Genomic DNA, 18437 nt, shown 5'->3' on the forward strand with positions numbered 1-18437 from the left:
CGGAACGCCAGACGGCCGGACCGCCGGACGGCCGGACCGCCGGAACGGGTGGGCACTGCCGCGTACGCGCACCGGGGCCCATGGGGCCGTGAGCCCATGAACCCATGAGCAGTCCCGCACGTGTACGCGGACCGTGGTGCTCAGCCCCGGCGGACGGTGATCGTCGTCCAGGCGCCCACGTGCACCCGGTCCCCGTCCTGCAGGGGCACGGGCACGAAGGGCTGGATGGGCTCCTCACCGCCGTTGACCGTGGTGCCGTTCGTCGAATTCTGGTCGACGACCGCCCAGGAGCCGTCCTGCTGCTGGACCAGGACCGCGTGCTGGTGCGAGACGCCCGGGTCCTCCGGCGGCACCGACAGGTCGATGTCGGGGGTGTCGCCGGTGGAGTGGCGGCGGCGGCCGATGGTGACCTGGTTGCCGTTGAGCGTGCGCTGCTGCTCCGGGGAGTACGCCGGCAGGTTCAGGCCCGCGGCCTCGGGGCCGGAGCGCTGCATCATCGCCATGAAGTACTCGCGGTCCGGACCGATGGTCGCGGTCCAGGTCACCGGCTGCTGCTCGTAGGGGTGGGGCGGTGCCTGGGTGGGACCGGGCGGCGGGTAGCCGTAGCCGCCGCCCTGACCGCCACCGGGGCCGCCGACGGCACCCGGGCCTCCCGGACCTGTGGGCGCACCGGACGACGGCGGCGGGATCACCCAGTCGTCGCCGAAGGACGGACCGCTGGACTGCGGCGCGGAGGGCGGCGGGAAGCCCTGCGCCGGGGGCGGAGGAGGCGGTCCGGGCCGCTGGAAGGCGGCGGGCGGAGCGCCCTGCTGGTAGGACGGGGCACCCTGAGCGCCGGTCCCCGGGCCGCCGGACGCACCGGGACCGCCGGGGCCCCCGGACGCACCTGGGCCGCCGGGCGTCGGCCCGGGCGGCGGCGGAACCGGACGCGACGGGTCTGCGCCGAAGCCCGAAGGACGCGACGGGTCCGCGCCGAAGCCCGAAGGACGCGACGGGTCCGCGCCGAAACCCGAAGGACGCGACGGGTCCGCGCCGAAGCCCGAAGGACGCGACGGGTCCCCGCCGGAGCCGGACGTCCGCGACGGATCCGCGCCGAACGCGGACGACGGCGAGGAGTCGGCCCCGAATGCGGACGGACGTGAGGAGTCGGCCCCGAACCCCGACGACCGTGAAGGCTCGTCCCCGAAGCCGGACGGGCGCGACGGGTCCTGGCCGAAGCCCGTGGGGCCGGACGGCTCGCTGCCGAACGGCGGGCCCGGCGGGATCGGTTCGGCGGGCCGGTTCACCCGCGACGGCCGGGAGCTCTGGTAGTCGTACGAGTCGGGTCCCGGCATCGTCTGGCCGCCCTGCTGGAAGCGCAGTGCCGGGTTGGGGGCCGACGGGGGCGGTGCGGCAGGGGTGTAGGAGGTCGCCGTGTTGGTCAGGAAGTTCCACCGGCACTCCTCGCAGAACGGGGCGCCGCCCTCGCGGGGCGTGCGGCACTGCGGGCAGAGTTCCGGCTCGGGGTCCGGCACGGCGGACGGCGGGCGTCCCCCGGCGACCGGAGGCGGCGGGGGCGGACCCGGCGGCGGATAGCCGTAACCGGCGGTCGGCGGTGGCGGTGGAGGCGGCGGGGGCACGGCACCGGCCATACGGTGACCGCAGACCTCGCACCAGTCGTCGGAACCCGACTGGTGTCCGTTCGGGCAGGTCGGCATGTCGGCGCTTCCCCCTCTCCTTCCTCCGGTCGCTGACCGGAGCGGTTCTCCAACCCCTGGGGGCCGGGCTCGATGCTTCGGGCTTTCCTGGTTGTCCCAGGTCACTTCTTTACACGAACAGTCTTTGTGGACCGTGTCTCGAGGGTCATCTCGTCGGCCTCCGCGACCTTCGCCTTCAGTCGCACAGTACCTGTCGCGGCGTCGACCACGTCCACCACCTTCGCAAGCAGTTTCGCAGTATCCGCGTTCCCCGAGGCGCCGGCGAGCTGAACGGCCCGCCCCAGCCTGGCCGTTGCGCCATCGAAATCGCCCGCTTTGCGGAGATCCAGCCCCTGCTGGATGGCTTGCGCCAGTTCGGCTTGTCCGGTGTAGTGCGCGACTTGGGGGTTGATGGAGGTGGACGCCGCCATGTCGTCGGTCCACACCGCCCGTACGAGGCCCTGGGCGCCGAGGTTCTCGGCGCTGCCGTCGCCCCGCGGGACCACCAGGGAGACGCGGGCGGCGAGCATCTCCTGGCCGACATTCGCGGCCGGGACCCGGACGCATACGTGGTAGTCGCGGGACTCGTCGCCCCAGGAGCCGGTGGGGTAGTCCCCGGCGCGCGGGCCGGCCTCGACTCGGCGGCCGGTCAGCTCCTCGACCGTGGGCGCCACCTGCTTGACGAACTTGATCTCCGTGCCGACGGGCGTCCACAGCCGTAGCGAGACGTCCGCGACCTCCTTGCCCATGGCCGTCTCCATCATCTGTGTGAAGTCGGCGGCGAGGGCGGCCGGGTCGGCGACGATGTCGGCGGTGCCGAGCAGCGCGGTGGCGATGCCCGTGACCTCCTTGACCTCCCAGTCGGTTCCCACTCCACGCGCGTCACACGTGAACCGGCCGGCACAGGTATCCAGGGTGGCCTTCAGGTCCTCGGGCGACTCGTGTTCGTTGCGGCCGTCGGTGAGCAGGATGCCGTGCCGTATGGAGACGTCGGCCGAGGACAGCAGCCGGTCCGCGAGCCGCAGCCAGGTGCCGATGGCCGTGCCGCCGCCCGCGCTCAGTTTGCGCAGCGCCTGCTTGGCCTGGTCGCGAGTGGTCGCGTCGGCCACGGCGAGCCGCCCGGTGCCCGGGTAGACCTCCTTGGCCACATGGGTGCCGCCGATCACCGCGAAGTGGACGCCGTCGCGCAGGGTGTCGATGGCCGCGGCTGTCGCCTCCCGGGCGTTGCGCATCTTGGTGGCCGGGTAGTCCATCGATCCCGAGCAGTCGACCATGATCGCCACAGCCGCGCTCGGGCCCTGCCCGGGCGAGTAGAGGTGGGGCGCCGCGACCGCGTTTCCGATCGTGCCGCCGCCGGTCGCCGACACCGTGACGATGGCGTTGACCTCCCGGCCGCCCTCCGGCAGGTACTCGTTCTGGTAGACGTCCACCGAGAACTGCGGCACGTTCGGCTTCGAGAAATTGGCCATACCTGCTCTGATCCCCCTCGAGTACCCCAGTGGTGTGGGGCGATGACTGGTTACGGACCGGTCCCCTCCGGTCCTTGGTCCGGCCTGGGCCGGCCACGGGCGTGCCCGTGGACATGCCTCAGGCGGATCCTGCCCCCTGGGGAGTGGCCGGGAACGGGAGGACCGCCACTGTTACGTTGTCGTGGCCCCCGCCGTCCAGTGCATGGCCGACCAGCACCCGGGCGGCGTGCAGCGGCCGCTGTCCGGCGTCGGACGGCACTACCTCGGCCATCTCCTCGGCGGCCTCGGCGTAGTTCCACAGTCCGTCCGTGCACACCACCACCACACCCGGCCGGTCCGGCTTGAAGGCAGCGGTGTGCGGCTCCAGTTCGTACGCGTCGGCGCCGAGCCAGCCCGTGATCGCGTGGGCGCGCTCGTCGGCGTACGCCTCGGCCTCGCTCATCAGGCCCGCCGCGACCATCTGCGCGGCCCACGAGTCGTCCTCGGTGAGCCGGACCGGGGGAGCGCCGCGGTCCACCGGGACCCAGTAGACGCGGCTGTCGCCGACCCAGCCGACGACGAGCAGGCCGGAGGTGACCACGGCGCCGACGAGGGTGCAGGCGGGCGCGTTCTGGTGCGGGGCGTGCTCCTGGGCCGTCTCCGGCTCCGTGGCCAGCGCGTTGACGGCGTGCGAGGCGGCGACGACCGCCTCGTGCATGGCCTGCTGGGGGTGGGTGCCACGGGGCAGTGCCTCCAGCAAGGCCTCGTTCGCGGTCCGGGCGGCGGCGAGGGAGGCGTCGTCGGGGCGGGTCGCCGAGGAGACACCGTCGCACACGATCGCGACGACGGCGGGCGACCCGTCGGGCAGCGCCGTCCGGGAGACCGCGAAGGCGTCCTCGTTGCGGTGGTGGCGCAGACCCCGGTCGCTGACCGCGGCGACCGTGCCCAACTCCTGCTCCATGTGGTCGCGTTCGCGCGGCTGGGCATGGCCGCAGTTCTCGCAGTACCCGTCGGTGTCCACGTTGCCCGCGCGGCAGGCCACACAGACCTTCGCCTCGGTGACGGGCGCCGCCGGGGTGGCGGTGCGCGGGTCGACGGGCTGGGACGGGGGTCCCCCCTGCTCATGGGGGTCTCGCCGCTCGAGCGACGTCGGGAGCGAGGTAGGGGTCGAGGGTTTGGGGGACGCCAGGTGGTAGTCGTCGGGCTCGGCCGGACGGTCGAACCGTACGCCCTTGGAGGCGCTCTGGACGGCGTGTGTGCCCGGCGCGGCGGGTGTGTCCGGAACAGCGGGTGCAACAGCGGGTGCGCCGGGCGTGGTGGGCAGTTCGGAGCCGCCGGAGTCCGTACCCGGGAGGTCGGTCGGCAGATGCGTCGCGCCGGGCGCACCCGGCCCGCCCGGCGCGGGAGGGGCCGGCCAGTTCACCGGGTCCGCCTCCGAACGGGGGTGCGGCGTGGTGCCGTTCATGGTCAGCGTCGGGGTGTCCGACGGTGGGGCGGGCACCGCCGAGAGGTCGTACCCGCAGGCGCCGCAGAAGCGATCGCCCGACTCGAGGGGCTCCTCACAACTGGGGCACCTCGAAAGCGCCGTCGGCTGGGACATCTGGGACATCGATCACACCCACGTCCGGGGGCGGTAACGGTTGGCACGTTCCACCAGGTCGATCCTCTCCTCGCCGCCCTGGGCGAGCCTGGCCAGCGTCCGGTACGAGCGCTCCAGGCCGAAACGCAGGCCGCGCTCGTCCAGGTCGCTGCCGAGCAGCGCCCGTCCGTTGCCACCGGGCGGCGCGGAGCCCTGACTCCCGGAGAGTACCCAGTCCAGGGCGCAGCCGAGGACCTCTGTGGACAACTGCTCGCGCCGCACGGCGTCCAGGCCGTACGCCTCCAGCGCCTGGACCTGCCCCGCGGCGGCCACGAGGTCGTCCAGGAAGTCCGGGTCGGGTCCCCGGCCCGCCCGCTGACGCAGCCGCGCCCGTACGGCGGCCACGCGGGCGGCGGTGTAGTGGATGGACGCCTCCGGCACGGACTCCAGGGTGCGTACGGCGCCACGGCGGTCGCCGGAGGCGAGCTGGACGCGGGCCAGGCCGAACGCCGAGCTGACATAGCTGGGGTCGGTGGTCCATACGAGGCCGTAGTACTCGGCCGCGTTGTCGAGCTGGCCGAGGACCTCCGCGCACAGGCCGAGGGCCAGCTTGGGCGCGGGTTCACCGGGGAACGCGTCGTAGACCGCGTCGAAGGAGAGCGCGGCGGCCTCGTGGTCGCCGGTGACGAGCGCGGTGACACCGCGGTACCAGACGACCCGCCAGTCGTCGGGGTGGTCCGCCTCCAGGGCAGCGAGGGCCCGCCCCGCGGAGCCCGTCTCGCCCATCTCCAGCCGGGCCCGCAGCTCGCGCAGGCGCAGCTCCGGGGAGCCCGTCGGGGCGGCGTGCAGTGCCGTGATCAGCTCGGCCGGTGCGGCCGCCAGGAGACCGGCCAGGAAACCGGCGTTCGGGTCGCCGGGGTCGACGCGGGGGACCGGCAGGGCGAGGGCGGCGGCAGGGGTGCTGACCGGCTTGACGACGGCCGCCGTTCCGAGCGCGCCGCCCACTTGGCCTCCGGCACCCGCCGCACCCACGCCACCCAGGGCCCTCGCTCCCGAGCCGCCCGGCATTCCCGCTGACACGGGGCCGGCCGTCGACGGATACGCGTAACCACCGGCCGCGGAGGGCACGTTGGCAGCTCCTGGGCCGGACCCGAAGCCCGCGCCCGAGGTGCCCGGCGTCGCGAGGGGCGCGCCCTCGGCGGCCCGGTTGCGGCGCCGCGACGACACCACCCTCGCCCCCAGCCGCGACACGTCCCCGTCCAGCTGCGTGAACAACTCGGAGTCCGTCACCTTGAGTTCGGGCCCGAACAAGGTCGACAGCGCGGGCCGCGGCCGGCCGCTCTGGAGGGCGACGACCTCTCGCAGGACGCCCGTCAGCTGTTCCGCCATCTCCTGCGCGGAGGCGAACCGGCGGGCCGGGTCCGGGTCGGTGGCGCGGACCAGCAGGCGGTAGAACGACTCGTACCGGCGGAAGACCTCGACGGTGTCCGGGTCGGGCAGGGAATCCGCGTAGACGTTCGTGTAGCCCTGGAAGTCGAAGGTCAGCACCGCGAGGGTGCGCGCGACCGTGTACAGGTCGCTCGCCACCGACGGCCCGACCTCGGCGACCTCCGGCGCCTGGTAGCCCACCGTGCCGTAGATGGCCGACTCGTCGTCGTCCATCCTGCGCACCGCGCCCATGTCGATCAGCTTGAGCTGGTCCTCGGTCTGGATCGCGTTGTCGACCTTGAAGTCGCAGTACAGCAGATTGCGGCTGTGCAGATGCCCCAGGGCCTCGAGCGCCTCGATGCCGTACGCGCACGCCTGCTCCACGGGCAGCGGATCCCGCCTGCCGTCCGGGGTGCGGCGGGAGTTGGCGATCTCCTTGAGTGACTTGCCGCCGACGTACTCCATGACGATGTAGCCGTCGAGTGAGCCGGTGCGCTGGTCGAGGTGCTCCACGAAGTTGTAGATGCGCACGATGTTGGAGTGCTCGATCTCCGCGAGGAAGCGCCGCTCGGAGATCGCCGCGGCCATCGCGTCCTGGTCGCCGGTGTCCAGCAGGCCCTTGAGGACCACCCACCGGTCGGAGACCGCGCGGTCCACGGCCAGGTAGATCCAGCCGAGTCCGCCGTGCGCGAGGCAGCCCACGACCTCGTACTGGCCGTGCACGATGTCCCCGGAGTGCAGCTTGGGCACGAACGAGTACGGGTGGCCGCACTTCGTGCAGAACCCCTCGGTGCGCCCCGGCCGGTCGCCGCGCGCACGGCCCACCGGAACCCCGCAGTCGGCGCGCGAGCAGAACCGCTTGCGCTCGGGCACCTCCGGGTTCGCGAGGACCATCGCGCGTGGGTCCGGCCGCGGTACGTCCGGGACCTGCACCAGGCCGAGGCCCAGCCGACTGCGCCCGGAGCTTCCGGACGCCGCGCCGGAGCTGCGCACGGACACCGAGCGGCTGGTGGACCGGCCGGACAGCCGGCCGGACACCGATCGCCGGGACTGGGAGGACCGTGACGACGTACGGGAACTGGGGCGCGAGCTGCCGCTTCCCGAACCCCCGGAGCCCTTGCCGCCCGCGGTGATGCCCGTGGGCGGCGAGCCGACCGCCCCCGTCGCCGACACGACCGGCGCGAGCCCGCACGTGTCGCAGTACAGCTCGCCGCCGCCCACGTCCTCGTACGACCCCTCGCAGCCGGGCCGCTGGCACTTCTGCCCCGTCTGGCTCATGCTTCCCCCCTCCGGTCGGCCGGCGCGCCCCGGCCGGGTACGCGTGGGCCGAGCAACTCCGCGGCCGCCTGCTGATAGCGCAGCACCGCCTGCTCGGCGACCCGCAGGTCGCAGGGCGCGCTCCACAGCATGCGCCGGGCCGCGTCGTACCGCTCGATCAGCACCGGGTCCTCCGCCAGTCCGTGCCGGGCCACCTTCGCCTTGTACGCATCGAGGCGGCCGCGCAGCTCGGCGCGGACCGCAAGGGGCGCGGTGACCGCGGTCAACGACTCGCGGGCACGCAGCAGTTCGTCCTCGGCCTTCTGCTCCAGGGACTCCAGAAGTGGTGAAAGACGGTGCCACTGGGCGTGTCTGCGGTACTCGGCGGCCGTCGCCAGCTGCTCCTGCAGCGCGGTCGGCGGACCGCTGACCGCGGGCACCTCCGAGGCGGCGATCTTCGCGAGGACCTCCCCGCGTGCGCTGCGGGCCTCCGCCAGTGTGCGGTCCGCGCGGCTGAGCAGGTCGCGCAGCTTGACGATCCGCGTCTCCGCGTCCTGACGGACCGTCAGAACAGCGTCGATCTCCCGGCGCACGTCCTCCAGGGCGCGCGCCTCACGGTCGTACGTCGTCATGTCCGGACGTCCGCCGCCGGGTGCCGAACTCCCCTGCGCCGGAACCCAGTACGCCAGCGGGTCGGAGATCACCTGTTCGCGCAGCTTCGTCAGCGTGCGCGTGATGCGCTCCAGGTCGTCGCCGGCCGGGTGCTCGCCGGGGCGCACGCCCACGGAGTGCGCCAGCTGACGGGTGCGCTGCAACTCCGCGGCCAGTAAATCGATCCGGGCGGGCAGCGCCGACCACACGGCGTCGGCGGCGACGACCATGTCGAGCGAGGAGGCGTACAACTCGTTCATCCGCTCCACGAGCTGCGCCAGGGTGAACTGCTCGCTGAGCCTGCCGGTGCCGGTGAGCGTCGGCGCGTTCGCCGTCGCCGTGGCACCGCCCGCGACGGTGACGCTCGCGCCGCGCAGCAACTCGGTCAGCTCCACCAGGTCGTCGCGGCTGGACCAGCGCCGACGGGCGCGGATCTCGCGTGCGGTGCGCAGGGCGTCCGTGTAGGTGTCGAAGTACGTCCACAGCAGGGTGATCGACGCCTCCGTCGAAGTCCAGCGCTCCTTGGTGACGCCCGTCAACTCGGCGCCTTCGAGGAGTCTGCGGCCCGCGTGGTCCTGCAGGGCGAGCAGCGAGGTCTCTATGGCCTCGTGCTCCGCGCCGAGCCGCGCCAGCGCACGGTCCACCTCGTCCCGGTCCAGTACCGGCCCGGTGGGTCCCGTGACGCCCATCGATCACCTCTCGCTCTCGTCGTGCCCTGTGCCCGTGTTCGGTGCGCCGGGGTAACTCTCCAGTGGTATCAGGTCGGTTGCCTCCGTCAGGCGGACGGCGGACGTGACGACGCCGAGTCCGCGCCCAGCGTCTGGGCCAGCCACTTGGTGTAGGAGGTCTGCCAGCCGCCCTTGCGGTAGTCCACGAGCACCTGGTTGACCCGGCGCACCAGATCCTGGGCCTGCTTGTTCATCGCCACCCCGTAGTACTCGGTCGTGAAGGGCTTCCCCTTGAGTTCGACGGTCGGGTCCTGGGCGGCCTGGCTCGCCGCGAGCGCGCCGTCGGTGACGACGGCGTCGACCTCGCCGAGTTGCAGTTTCACCAGACAGTCGAGCTGGTTGGGGACCGTGGTGGAGATGTCTGCGGACGCGGCGAGCCGGCCGGTCTTCCGGTCCAGCGTCAGCTCGGTGTTCGCCGTCGAACCCTCTGCCGTGCAGATCCTCTTGCCGGCGAGCGACCTGTCATAGCCGGTGATACCGGACGACTTGGGTGCCAGGACCTGCTGACCGGTCGTGAAGTACGGGTCGGAGAAGGCGACGTCCTTCAGCCGGTCACACGTGATCGTCATGGTGCGCACCACCATGTCCACCTGCCCGCTCCGGATGGCCGGGATGCGCTGGTTGGTGGGAATCGCGTGGAAGCGGACCGCGTTCGGGTCCTTGAGGATCTGCCGGGCGATCTCGTGGGCGAGGTCGATGTCGAAGCCCTCCAGGTCGCTGCCCGGGGTGTTGGGGTCGCGGTAGCCCCAGCGGTAGCTGTTCTGGTCGACGCCCACCGACAGATAGCCGCGCTTCTTGATGGCCGAGACCGCCGGGCCGCTCTCGTCGCCCGACGCGGGCGGGCTCTGCCGCTCCGGGTGACCGTCACAGGCGTCCGCCTTCGCCTGCGTGGCCTCTGCGATCCCCGGGCCGACGGCGCCCGGGGAGCCGTCGCCGCGCGTGTGGGACAGCGGCAGGAGCAACGCGAAGACGGCCGTGAGGACGCACGCGACCAGCATCGCGCCCACACCGCCCCAGCCCTTCAGGCTGGCCCTCAGGCGCCGTGCGATCATCGCCGCTCCCCCTCTCACCGGTACTCCGAAAGCCTGCGCCCGACGCCCAGCACCGCGGCCGCCGCACCCAGCACCGCGAGGACCGCCGCACCCTCGGGCAGCCCGGTCATCGCGCCCAGGCCGTCGCCCGCCGCCTGCTCGAACTCGTTCTCCTCATGGGCCAGCGCCTTCGCCAGGTTCGCGTCCACGCCGTCGAAGCACTCGCCCGTCGGCTGGTCCGCCTTGGCACCGATGATCTTGTTAAGCGCGGCCTGGTAGTTGCCGTCGTCGTCGGCGGCCCGCGCCTGTGTGTGGCGCTGCTGCCAGACCTTCATGTTGCCGGTGGCGGCCGACACGGGCTGCCTGCCCGCCTGGTCGTCGGCGAGGGACTCGGCCTCGTCGAGTCCTGCGGAGAGCGTCTTCATGTCCTGCTGGAACGCGTAGTCGTACGCGTCCTCGACCCTGCCGTCGGGCAGCTTCTTGGTCTCGGCGCCCCGGCTGACCAGGGTCAGGTTCTCGTTGCCGCGGGCGTTGAGGGAGGCGATGCGCGCGTCGTGCAGCACGTTCAGCGAGCGGACGCCGTGCTCGTACGAGGAGTCGAGCCCCGCGCGGGCGACGCTGTGCCCGACGACCAGCCACAGCAGGACGATCGCGGAGGCGGCCGTGGCGGCGACCAGGCCCTGGTTGAGCACCCGGTTCGTGCGCAGGTAGTGGCGCCGCTGCGCCCAGCCGAGGGCGGCCAGCGCGGCGACGCCGAGGACGAGGGCGAACCAGGGGTACGGGGTCGCCTTCGCGTAGTCGGAGCGCAGCCGCTGGTTCTCCTTGGTGTAGAGGTCCTGCGCGGCCGGCAGCATCTCCTGCTGCATCTTCTCGTTCGCCGCCCGCAGGTACGCGCCGCCCACCGGGAAGCCCTGCCGGTTGTTGGCGCGGGCGCGCTCCACCAGGCCCTTGTACTCCGGGAGCAGCTTGTTGAGCTTGGTGACCGTGTCCGCGGCGGGGGAGCCGGGCTCGGTGCTGGCGGCCGCCGTGACGAGCTTCGCGGCGGCGGTCTGGATGTCCTGCTCGTAGCGCCTGGTGGTCGCGGGGGGCTCCTGGCCGCCCGACAGGAAGCCGCTGGACGCCGCCGTGTTGGCGTCCGCGAGGGAACGGTAGATGTCCGCGGCGCCCGCGCTGAGCGGCTGGCTGCTGTGCAGCACGTCGTCGGCGGCGGTCGAGCGGTCGGTCATCTGCCAGGCGGTGACGACCCCGAACGCCACGACGAGCACGGCCAGGACGGCGCCGATGATGCGCAGCCTGCCGGGCTCGGTGGTCGCGGCGCTCCGCAGCCGGTCGACGCCCTCGGCGAAAGCCGTGCGGCGCGGCGGGGTGGCGGCGGGACGGCCGGACGGCACGGGGGCCTGCTGCGGCGCCGGGCCGGTGGACTGCGGCGGCAGGACCGGTCTCGTCGGCGTCACGGGTGGCGCGCCGCCCTGCTGCGGTTGTGTCACTTGACCTCCCCCATGGCCATCCGTCGGTCACCTCCGCCCGTACGCGGGAGCGGACGCAGCTGCACGGCGGCAAGTATCGCCGCCGCGGCCGACGCCCGCACAGGGCCTTCGCGCGATCTTGATCTGATCGCAGTGTTCGATGGTGACCGCCGGTTGTACGTGCCGAGTTGTACCACCCCCGCTCATGAATACGCGACGTGCTGCTGTTCGGTTCCCGACGGCGGGGTCCGCCGGGGGCGGGCGCGGGTCGCGGACGACGATCGCCGGACTCGTCAAGCGTCCGTCCGACCCTCGTAATACGCCCGCACACGCGCGTGGACCTCCTGCGGGGCCCGTTCGTGGTCCAGGCCCAGCAGGGCCGCCCCCAGGACCGGACGGGCCGTGACCACCTGGGGCACCGCCTTGGGCGCGCGCTCCGCCAGCAGTTCCCGTACCCGGTCGTCCAGCTGGGGATTGCGGGCGGCCAGGATGCTCCCGCCGAGCAGGACCGGGGTCTCCTCGTCGAGCAGGTCGAGGCGGGTCAGCGCGACCGTGGCCATGGCTACCACCTCCTCGGCGAGCCGGTCGACGATCGCACGGGCCACCGGATCCCCCTGACCGGCCGTGGCGAACAGCACCGGCGTCAGCTCGTGGCGCCGGTCGTGCTCGATGCGCTCCAGGTGGAGCGCCTCGATGAGCGCGTACATGGAGCCGAGCCCGAAGTGCGCGGGCAGGGTGCGCACCAGGGCGGTGGGCCCGCCCCGGCCGTCCTCGGCGCGGGCCGCCCACCACAGGGCCTCCTCAGCAAGGCCCCAACCGCCGCCCCAGTCACCGGAGATACGGCCGAGCGCGGGGAAGCGTGCGGTGGTCCCGTCGGGGCGCATGCCGACGCAGTTGATGCCCGCGCCGCACACGACCGCCACGCCCTGGGGCGCGGCGACTCCGGCCCGCAGGATGGCGAAGGTGTCGTTGCGCACCGCGACGGTCGCTCCCCACGCGCGCGTGTGCAGCGCGGCCGCCAGCTGCTCCTCCTCCACCGGGAGGTCGGCGTTGGCGAGACAGGCCGAGACATGGCCGGCCGAGGCGACCCCGGCCGTGGCGAAGGCCCGTCCGACGACCTCGGCCAGGGCGTTCACGGCCGTCTCGACGCCCACGGCGGGCGGACGGAACCCCCCGCCCCGCGCGGTGGCGAGGACCTCGCCGTCGGCGGCCACGACGGCGACGTCGGTCTTGGAGTTGCCCGCGTCGATGGCGAGGACGCTTGCGGTCAGGCCCACGCGAGGTGCTCCCGGTTGTGCGCGATCAGCTGGTCGGTGAGGGTGTCGGCGTAGGCGTACTGCCCGATGAGGGGGTGGGCGAGCAGCGCCCGGAACACCCGGTCGCGGCCCCCGCGCAGCGCGGCCTCGAGGGCCAGCTCCTCGTACGCGGTCACGTTCGTCATCAGCCCCGCGTACAGCGGATCCACCTCGGGTACGGGCAGCGGGGCCGGTCCGTGCGCTCCGACGGCGGACTGCACCTCGATCACCGCGTCGTCCGGCAGGAAGGGCAGCGTCCCCTTGTTGTGGGCGTTCACCACCTGGTAAGGGGAACCCCCGCCGCCCAGCAGCGCGGCGGCGAGGTCGACGGCGGCCTCCGAGTAGTAGGCGCCGCCGCGCCGGGAGAGCAGCTCCGGCTTCTCGTCCAGGGACGGGTCGCCGTACATCTCCAGCAGCCGCCGCTCCATGGCCGCGACCTCGGCTGCCCGCGAGGGCTTCGTCCGCAGCTCCCGGACGACCTCGTCGTGCGCGTAGTAGTAGCGCAGGTAGTACGACGGGATCACGCCGAGCCGGTCGACGAGGGTGCGCGGCAGGCGCAGATCGTCGGCGATCGCCTCGCCGTGCTCGGCGAGCAGCTTGGGCAGCACGTTCTCGCCCTCGGGGCCGCCCAGGCGCACACCTGTCTCCCAGGTGAGGTGGTTGAGGCCCACATGGTCGAGGTGGACGTCGACGGGCGCGACACCGAGCAGGGCGGCGAACTTGCGCTGGAAGCCGATCGCCACGTTGCACAGGCCGACGGCCCGGTGGCCTTCCTGGAGAAGTGCGCGGGTCACGATGCCGACCGGGTTGGTGAAGTCGATGATCCAGGCCCTCGGGCTGGTGCGGCGGACGCGCTCGGCGATGTCGAGGACCACCGGCACCGTGCGCAGCGCCTTGGCGAGGCCGCCCGCGCCCGTCGTCTCCTGGCCGACGCACCCGCACTCCAGCGGCCAGGTCTCGTCCTGCTCGCGCGCGGCCTGGCCGCCGACGCGCAACTGGAGCAGCACGGCGTCGGCGCCCTCGACGCCCGCGTCCAGATCGGAGGTGGTGACGATCCGGCCGCCGTGCCCCTGCCGGGCGAGGATGCGCCGGGCCAGTCCGCCGACCAGCTCCAGGCGTCCGGCGGCCGGGTCGACCAGGACGAGCTCCTCGACCGGCAGGGTGTCCCGCAGCCGCGCGAATCCGTCGATGAGTTCGGGTGTGTAGGTCGAGCCTCCGCCGACCACGGTGAGCTTCACGGTCTCTAGCCCTTCACTCCGGTGAGCGTGACACCTTCGACGAACGCCTTCTGGGCGAAGAAGAACACAAGGATCACGGGGGCCATGACCAGCACGGTCGCGGCCATGGTGAGGTTCCAGTCGGTGTGGTGAGCGCCCTTGAACGACTCCAGGCCGTAACTGAGGGTCCACGCACCCGGGTTCTCCGACGCGTAGATCTGCGGTCCGAAGTAGTCGTTCCAGGCGTAGAAGAACTGGAAGAGAGCGACGGCGGCGATGCCCGGCCTGGCCATGGGCAGGACCACCTTCAGCAGGGTCCGCAGATCACCGCAGCCGTCGACCCTGGCCGCGTCCAGGTACTCGTTCGGGATGGTCATCAGGAACTGGCGCAGCAGGAAGATGGAGAACGCGTCGCCGAACGCCATCGGGATGATCAGCGGCCACAGTGTGCCCGACAGATCCAGCTGCTTCGCCCAGAACAGATACATCGGGATGATGATCACCTGCGGTGGCAGCATCATCATCGAGATCACCAGCATGAGTGACACGCCCCGGCCCGGGAAGCGGAACTTCGCCAGGGCGTACGCGACCGGGATCGACGACACGACGGTCAGGACGGTGCCCAGGCCGGCGTAGACGAGCGTGTTCCTCCACCAGGTGAGGAAGCCGGGTGTGTCGAAGACCTTTGTGTAGTTGCCCCACTCCCAGGTGTGCGGGATCAGATCGCGGCTGAGTGCCTGGCTGTCGCTCATCAGCGAGGTCAGGAACACGAACACGAAGGGGAGCGTGAAGAACAGGGCGGCGGCCACGCCCAGGGCGTGGACCGCGACCCATTCCAGCGCGGCTCTGCGACGGGCGGTGCGTTCGGCCGGCGTGACGGGCTTCGTCAACTCCACCGGCTTGTCGAGTACTTGGGTCATGGGTCAGTCACCTGCCAGGTTGAGACCGCCCCGGCGCCGCATCAGGAACGCGGTGAACACCATCGACAGGGCGAAGAGTACGAGCGCGACCACACAGGCGGAGCCGTAGTCGAAGCGCTGGAAGCCGAGGTTGTAGACGAGCTGGGGCAGGGTCAGCGTGGACTTCTCGGGATAGCCGGGCTCGAACTGCGTCCCGGCGCCCTGGATGACGCCGGAGGCGACCTTCCCCGCGATCAGCGGCTGTGTGTAGTACTGCATGGTCTGGATCACGCCCGTGACCACCGCGAACATCACGATCGGCGAGATGTTCGGCAGGGTGACGTAGCGGAAGCGCTGCCATGCCGACGCGCCGTCCAGCTCGGCCGCCTCGTACTGCTCCTGCGGCACGTCGAGCAGCGCGGCCATGAAGATGACCATCAGGTCGCCGACGCCCCACAGGGCGAGCAGGGTGAGGGCGGGCTTGGACCAGGCGGGGTCGTTGAACCAGCCCGGAGCCGGAACGCCGAGCTTCTCGAGGATCGAGTTGACCGGTCCCGTACCCGGGTTGAGCAGAAAGGCGAAGGCCATGGTCGCGGCGACGGGCGGGGCGAGATAGGGCAGGTAGAACAGGGTGCGGAAGACACCCGTGGCCGTCTTGATCTTGGTGATCAGCAGGCCGACGCCCAGTCCGAAGACGACCCGCAGGCTGACCATCACGAGGACCAGCCACAGGGTGTTGCGCAAGGCGGGCCAGAACAGCGGGTAGCTGCGGAAGACGTACGTCCAGTTCTTCGCCCCGCTCCACGTCGGCGGCCGGAAGCCGTCGTAGTGCATGAACGAGAAGTAGACCGTGGAGATCAGCGGGTACGCGAAGAAGACCGCGAAGCCGATCAGCCAGGGGGACATGAAGGCGACCGTGCGCAGCGCCGCGCGGCGGCGCTTCGACGTGAGGGTGATCGTGCTCATCGCTACTTCGCCTGCGCGATGTCCGTGTCGATCTGCCGGGCCGCGTTCGCCAGGCCCGCCTTCAGGTCCTTGGCCTTGCCGCTCTCGTAGTCGTAGCCGAACTGCTGGATCGTCACGAGGTACTGGCCGCCGTTGATGGAAGCGGGTGTCGTCGTCGAGTCCGGGCTGGCGGCGATGTCCAGGAACGTCTTGAAGCGCGGGTCGTACTTCAGCTTCGGCGACTTCAGCGCGGCCAGTGTGGACGGCACGTTGTGGATGTCGTTGGCGAAGCCGACCACCGCGTCCGTGTCCGTGGTCATGTACTTCACCAGCTCCCAGGCCGCGTTCTGCTTCTTGCTGGCGGCGGAGATGCCCGCGATGGTTCCGGTGATGTAGCCCTTGCCGTACTGGGCGGCCCGGTCGTCGGGCACGGGCAGCGGGGCCACCCCGACCTCGAACGCGGGCTTGGCGTCCAGGGCCATGCCCAGCCGCCACTCTCCGTCGAGCTGCATCGCGACCTGGCCGGTGTGGAAGGGGTGCTTCGGGCCCCACTCGTCGCCCAGCGTGGCGCGGAACTTCTCCAGCTTCTGGTAGCCGCCCAGCTCGTCGACGAGCCTCTTCTGCAGGGTGAAACCGGCCGTGAACGCGGGGTCCTTGGCGAGGTTCGACTTGCCCGACCCGTCGAAGTAGGTGGGTGAGAACTGCGCGAAGTAGTGCTCCGTCGTCGACTCCCAGCCGTGGTAGTCCGGCATGAACCCGAGCTGTTTGTAGCTGCCGCCGTCGGTGATCGTCAGCTTCTTGGCGTCGGCCTCGAACTCGGACCAGGTCTTGGGCGGCCCTGCGATGCCCGCCGCCTTGAACGCCGTCTTGTTGTAGTAGAGCCCGTACGCGTCGCCCAGCAGCGGCACCGTGCAGCGGTTGCCGTTGAACTGCGTGTACTCGTTCATCGCCTTCGGGAAGGTCGTGCCCGGGTCGATGTCCGCCTTCTTGAAGAAGGGATTGAGGTCGACGAGGGCGCCCGAGGAACAGAACTTGCCGACGTTGTTCGTGGTGAAGGAGGAGATGACGTCGGGGGCCTTGTCGCCGCCGGAGCGCAGCGCCTGGTTGATCTTGTCGTCGGTCATGTTGGCGACGACGTTGACGTGGATGTTGGGGTGCGCCTTCTCGAAGCCCGCGATCAGCGCGGTCACGGCCTTCGTCTCGGAGGGCGCGCTCCACGCGTGCCAGAAGTTGATGGTGGTCTCCTTGGACGCGTCGTCGTTCGCGCCGGAGGAGGACTGGCCGGTGCAGGCGGTGGTGAGGAGAGCGAGGGACGCGGTAAGGGCAAAAGCTGTCTTTCTGAATGCTTCGGGCATGACGGGGTCTCCCTGGGGCGGGCGGGGGGTGTGGTTCGGCCGGGGCGGATGTCGGGGCCGGGGTGCTGCCGGGGCGGGGCCCGGCGGTTGCTCAGCGCGAGGTGTCGAAGACCTCGTCGCGGGTGGTCGCGAGCGCGCTCTCCAACGCGCCGCGCAGCACGGGGTGTTCGCGTACGTCGCCGATGACGAGGCAGGGCCGGGACGCGGCCAGTTCCTCGAGTTCGGCCTGGATCAGGGTCCGCAGCGGCTCGCCTCCGGCGGTGAGCGAGGTGCCGCTGAGGACGACGAGTTCGGGGTCGAGCACGGAGACGAGCGCCGCGAGTCCGGTGGCGAGCCGTGTCGCGTACGTCTCGAGGAGCCGCCGGTGGGGGCCGGTCGCGCTGTCGGCGCCCTGGGCGACGAGGGCGGCGGCGACCTCGGTGTACGGGCCGGTGGGCAGGTCCGTGACGCCGAGTTCGCGGGCCAGCCCGGGGATCGACTGGGAGCCGGCCAGTTCCTGGTAGCCGCCGCTGTTGGCCCGGGTCACCTGGCGGACCAAGGGAGCGCCGGGCACCGGCAGGAAGCCGACCTCACCGGCACCCCCGGTCCAGCCGCGGTGCAGGCGGCCGCCGAGGACCAGGGCGGCGCCGAGACCGCCCTCGTTCCACAGCAGGACGAAGTCCTCGTGGCCCCGGGCGGCCCCGAGCCGTTGCTCGGCGAGGGCGACGAGGTTGACGTCGTTCTCGTACTCGAGGGGCACCGGAAGGGCGGCGGCCAGTTCGTCCAGCAGGGCGGGGGAGTGCCAGCCGGGCAGATGGGAGGCGTAGCGCAGGCGGCCGGTGTTGGGGTCGAAGGCGCCCGGGGTGCCGATGACCACCCGGTGCACGTCCGTGGCGGCGAGCCCGGCGGCCTTCACAGCTCCTTCGAGGGCCTCGGCGACCTGACGCACGACGGGCGACGGGGTTCCCCCCTGCTTGGGCGAGGCCGACGGCCTGGGGGAGGGGCGGCGGCCCGGAGTGGGCAGTTCGTACGTGCCGACCGTCCTGCCGGTGATGTCGGCGACGGCGGCGAGGATGCGTTCGGGGGTGACGTCGAGGCCGGCGACATGGGCGGCGGCCGGGTTGACGACGTACAGCTGTGCGTTGGGGCCCGGGCGGCCCTCGCTCGTGCCCGTCATCAGGACGAGGCCGGCGGCTTCCAGGCGGGCGAGCAGCTGGGAGGCGGTGGGCTTCGACAGGCCGGTGAGCTTGCCGATGCGGGTGCGGCTGAGCGGACCGTGCGCCAGGAGCAGATCGAGGGCGGCGCGGTCGTTCATGGCGCGCAGCACGCGCGGGGTGCCCGGCGTACCGGCGGATCCTTCCATGTCTGTCGCCACCTGCCTTTCAACGGCTCAGCTTCTCAGCGGGGCCACCGGGAAGTCCACCGGGTGATCGCCGCCGCGGCCGTTTCGGTTCTGTGCCCGGCGGACTCCGGAGATCACTGT

Annotated in this window: 13 protein-coding genes; all 13 read right to left on the reverse strand. The window is 72.0% G+C overall.

The window, feature by feature from the left end; translation table 11 throughout:
- Window positions 1-140: 140 nt before the first annotated feature.
- The 13 genes from AAW14_RS26340 to AAW14_RS26400 all read right to left on the reverse strand — a co-directional run bounded on the left by AAW14_RS26340 (window position 141) and on the right by AAW14_RS26400 (window position 18317).
- Entirely contained in the window at window positions 141-1697 is a 1557-nt protein-coding gene (locus AAW14_RS26340) for an FHA domain-containing protein (protein WP_265566419.1), read from the reverse strand.
- A 101-nt stretch (window positions 1698-1798) separates the two neighbouring features.
- Window positions 1799-3145 carry a vWA domain-containing protein gene (locus tag AAW14_RS26345; RefSeq protein WP_265566420.1) on the reverse strand — a complete coding sequence of 449 codons (1347 nt, stop codon included), beginning with the start codon at window positions 3143-3145 and terminating at the stop codon, window positions 1799-1801.
- A 118-nt stretch (window positions 3146-3263) separates the two neighbouring features.
- Entirely contained in the window at window positions 3264-4733 is a 1470-nt protein-coding gene (locus tag AAW14_RS26350; RefSeq protein WP_416223378.1) for a protein phosphatase 2C domain-containing protein, read from the reverse strand.
- A 3-nt stretch (window positions 4734-4736) separates the two neighbouring features.
- A complete protein-coding gene (locus AAW14_RS26355; RefSeq protein WP_265566421.1) occupies window positions 4737-7409 on the reverse strand; it encodes a serine/threonine-protein kinase in 2673 nt (890 codons plus the stop codon).
- The gene (locus AAW14_RS26360) at window positions 7406-8728 is read right to left on the reverse strand and encodes a hypothetical protein (RefSeq protein WP_265566422.1); all 1323 of its coding nucleotides are present in this window, start codon (window positions 8726-8728) and stop codon (window positions 7406-7408) included. The genes AAW14_RS26355 and AAW14_RS26360 overlap by 4 nt, the downstream gene beginning before the upstream one ends.
- Window positions 8729-8814: 86 nt before the next feature.
- Window positions 8815-9819 (reverse strand): glutamate ABC transporter substrate-binding protein, encoded by a 1005-nt coding sequence (locus AAW14_RS26365; protein ID WP_265566423.1) that lies wholly within the window; start codon window positions 9817-9819, stop codon window positions 8815-8817.
- Between the two features lie 14 nt (window positions 9820-9833).
- The gene (locus tag AAW14_RS26370; protein ID WP_265566424.1) at window positions 9834-11285 is read right to left on the reverse strand and encodes a hypothetical protein; all 1452 of its coding nucleotides are present in this window, start codon (window positions 11283-11285) and stop codon (window positions 9834-9836) included.
- A 272-nt stretch (window positions 11286-11557) separates the two neighbouring features.
- Entirely contained in the window at window positions 11558-12541 is a 984-nt protein-coding gene (locus AAW14_RS26375) for an N-acetylglucosamine kinase (RefSeq protein WP_265566425.1), read from the reverse strand.
- A complete protein-coding gene (locus tag AAW14_RS26380; RefSeq protein ID WP_265566426.1) occupies window positions 12532-13797 on the reverse strand; it encodes a 6-phospho-beta-glucosidase in 1266 nt (421 codons plus the stop codon). Before AAW14_RS26380 ends, AAW14_RS26375 begins: the two co-directional genes overlap by 10 nt.
- Window positions 13798-13802: 5 nt before the next feature.
- Complete coding sequence (locus AAW14_RS26385; RefSeq protein WP_265566427.1) at window positions 13803-14696, reverse strand: carbohydrate ABC transporter permease; 894 nt, start codon at window positions 14694-14696, stop codon at window positions 13803-13805.
- A gap of 3 nt (window positions 14697-14699) precedes the next feature.
- The gene (locus tag AAW14_RS26390) at window positions 14700-15641 is read right to left on the reverse strand and encodes a carbohydrate ABC transporter permease (protein WP_265566428.1); all 942 of its coding nucleotides are present in this window, start codon (window positions 15639-15641) and stop codon (window positions 14700-14702) included.
- 2 nt (window positions 15642-15643) lie between these two features.
- Window positions 15644-16975: an ABC transporter substrate-binding protein gene (locus AAW14_RS26395; RefSeq protein WP_265566429.1), complete on the reverse strand. Its 1332-nt coding sequence runs from the start codon at window positions 16973-16975 to the stop codon at window positions 15644-15646.
- 91 nt (window positions 16976-17066) lie between these two features.
- Window positions 17067-18317 (reverse strand): ROK family transcriptional regulator, encoded by a 1251-nt coding sequence (locus tag AAW14_RS26400; RefSeq protein WP_265566430.1) that lies wholly within the window; start codon window positions 18315-18317, stop codon window positions 17067-17069.
- Window positions 18318-18437: the final 120 nt, after the last annotated feature.

Source organism: Streptomyces hygroscopicus (genome assembly GCF_026168105.1).
Classification (GTDB): Bacteria; Actinomycetota; Actinomycetes; order Streptomycetales; family Streptomycetaceae; genus Streptomyces; species Streptomyces hygroscopicus_D.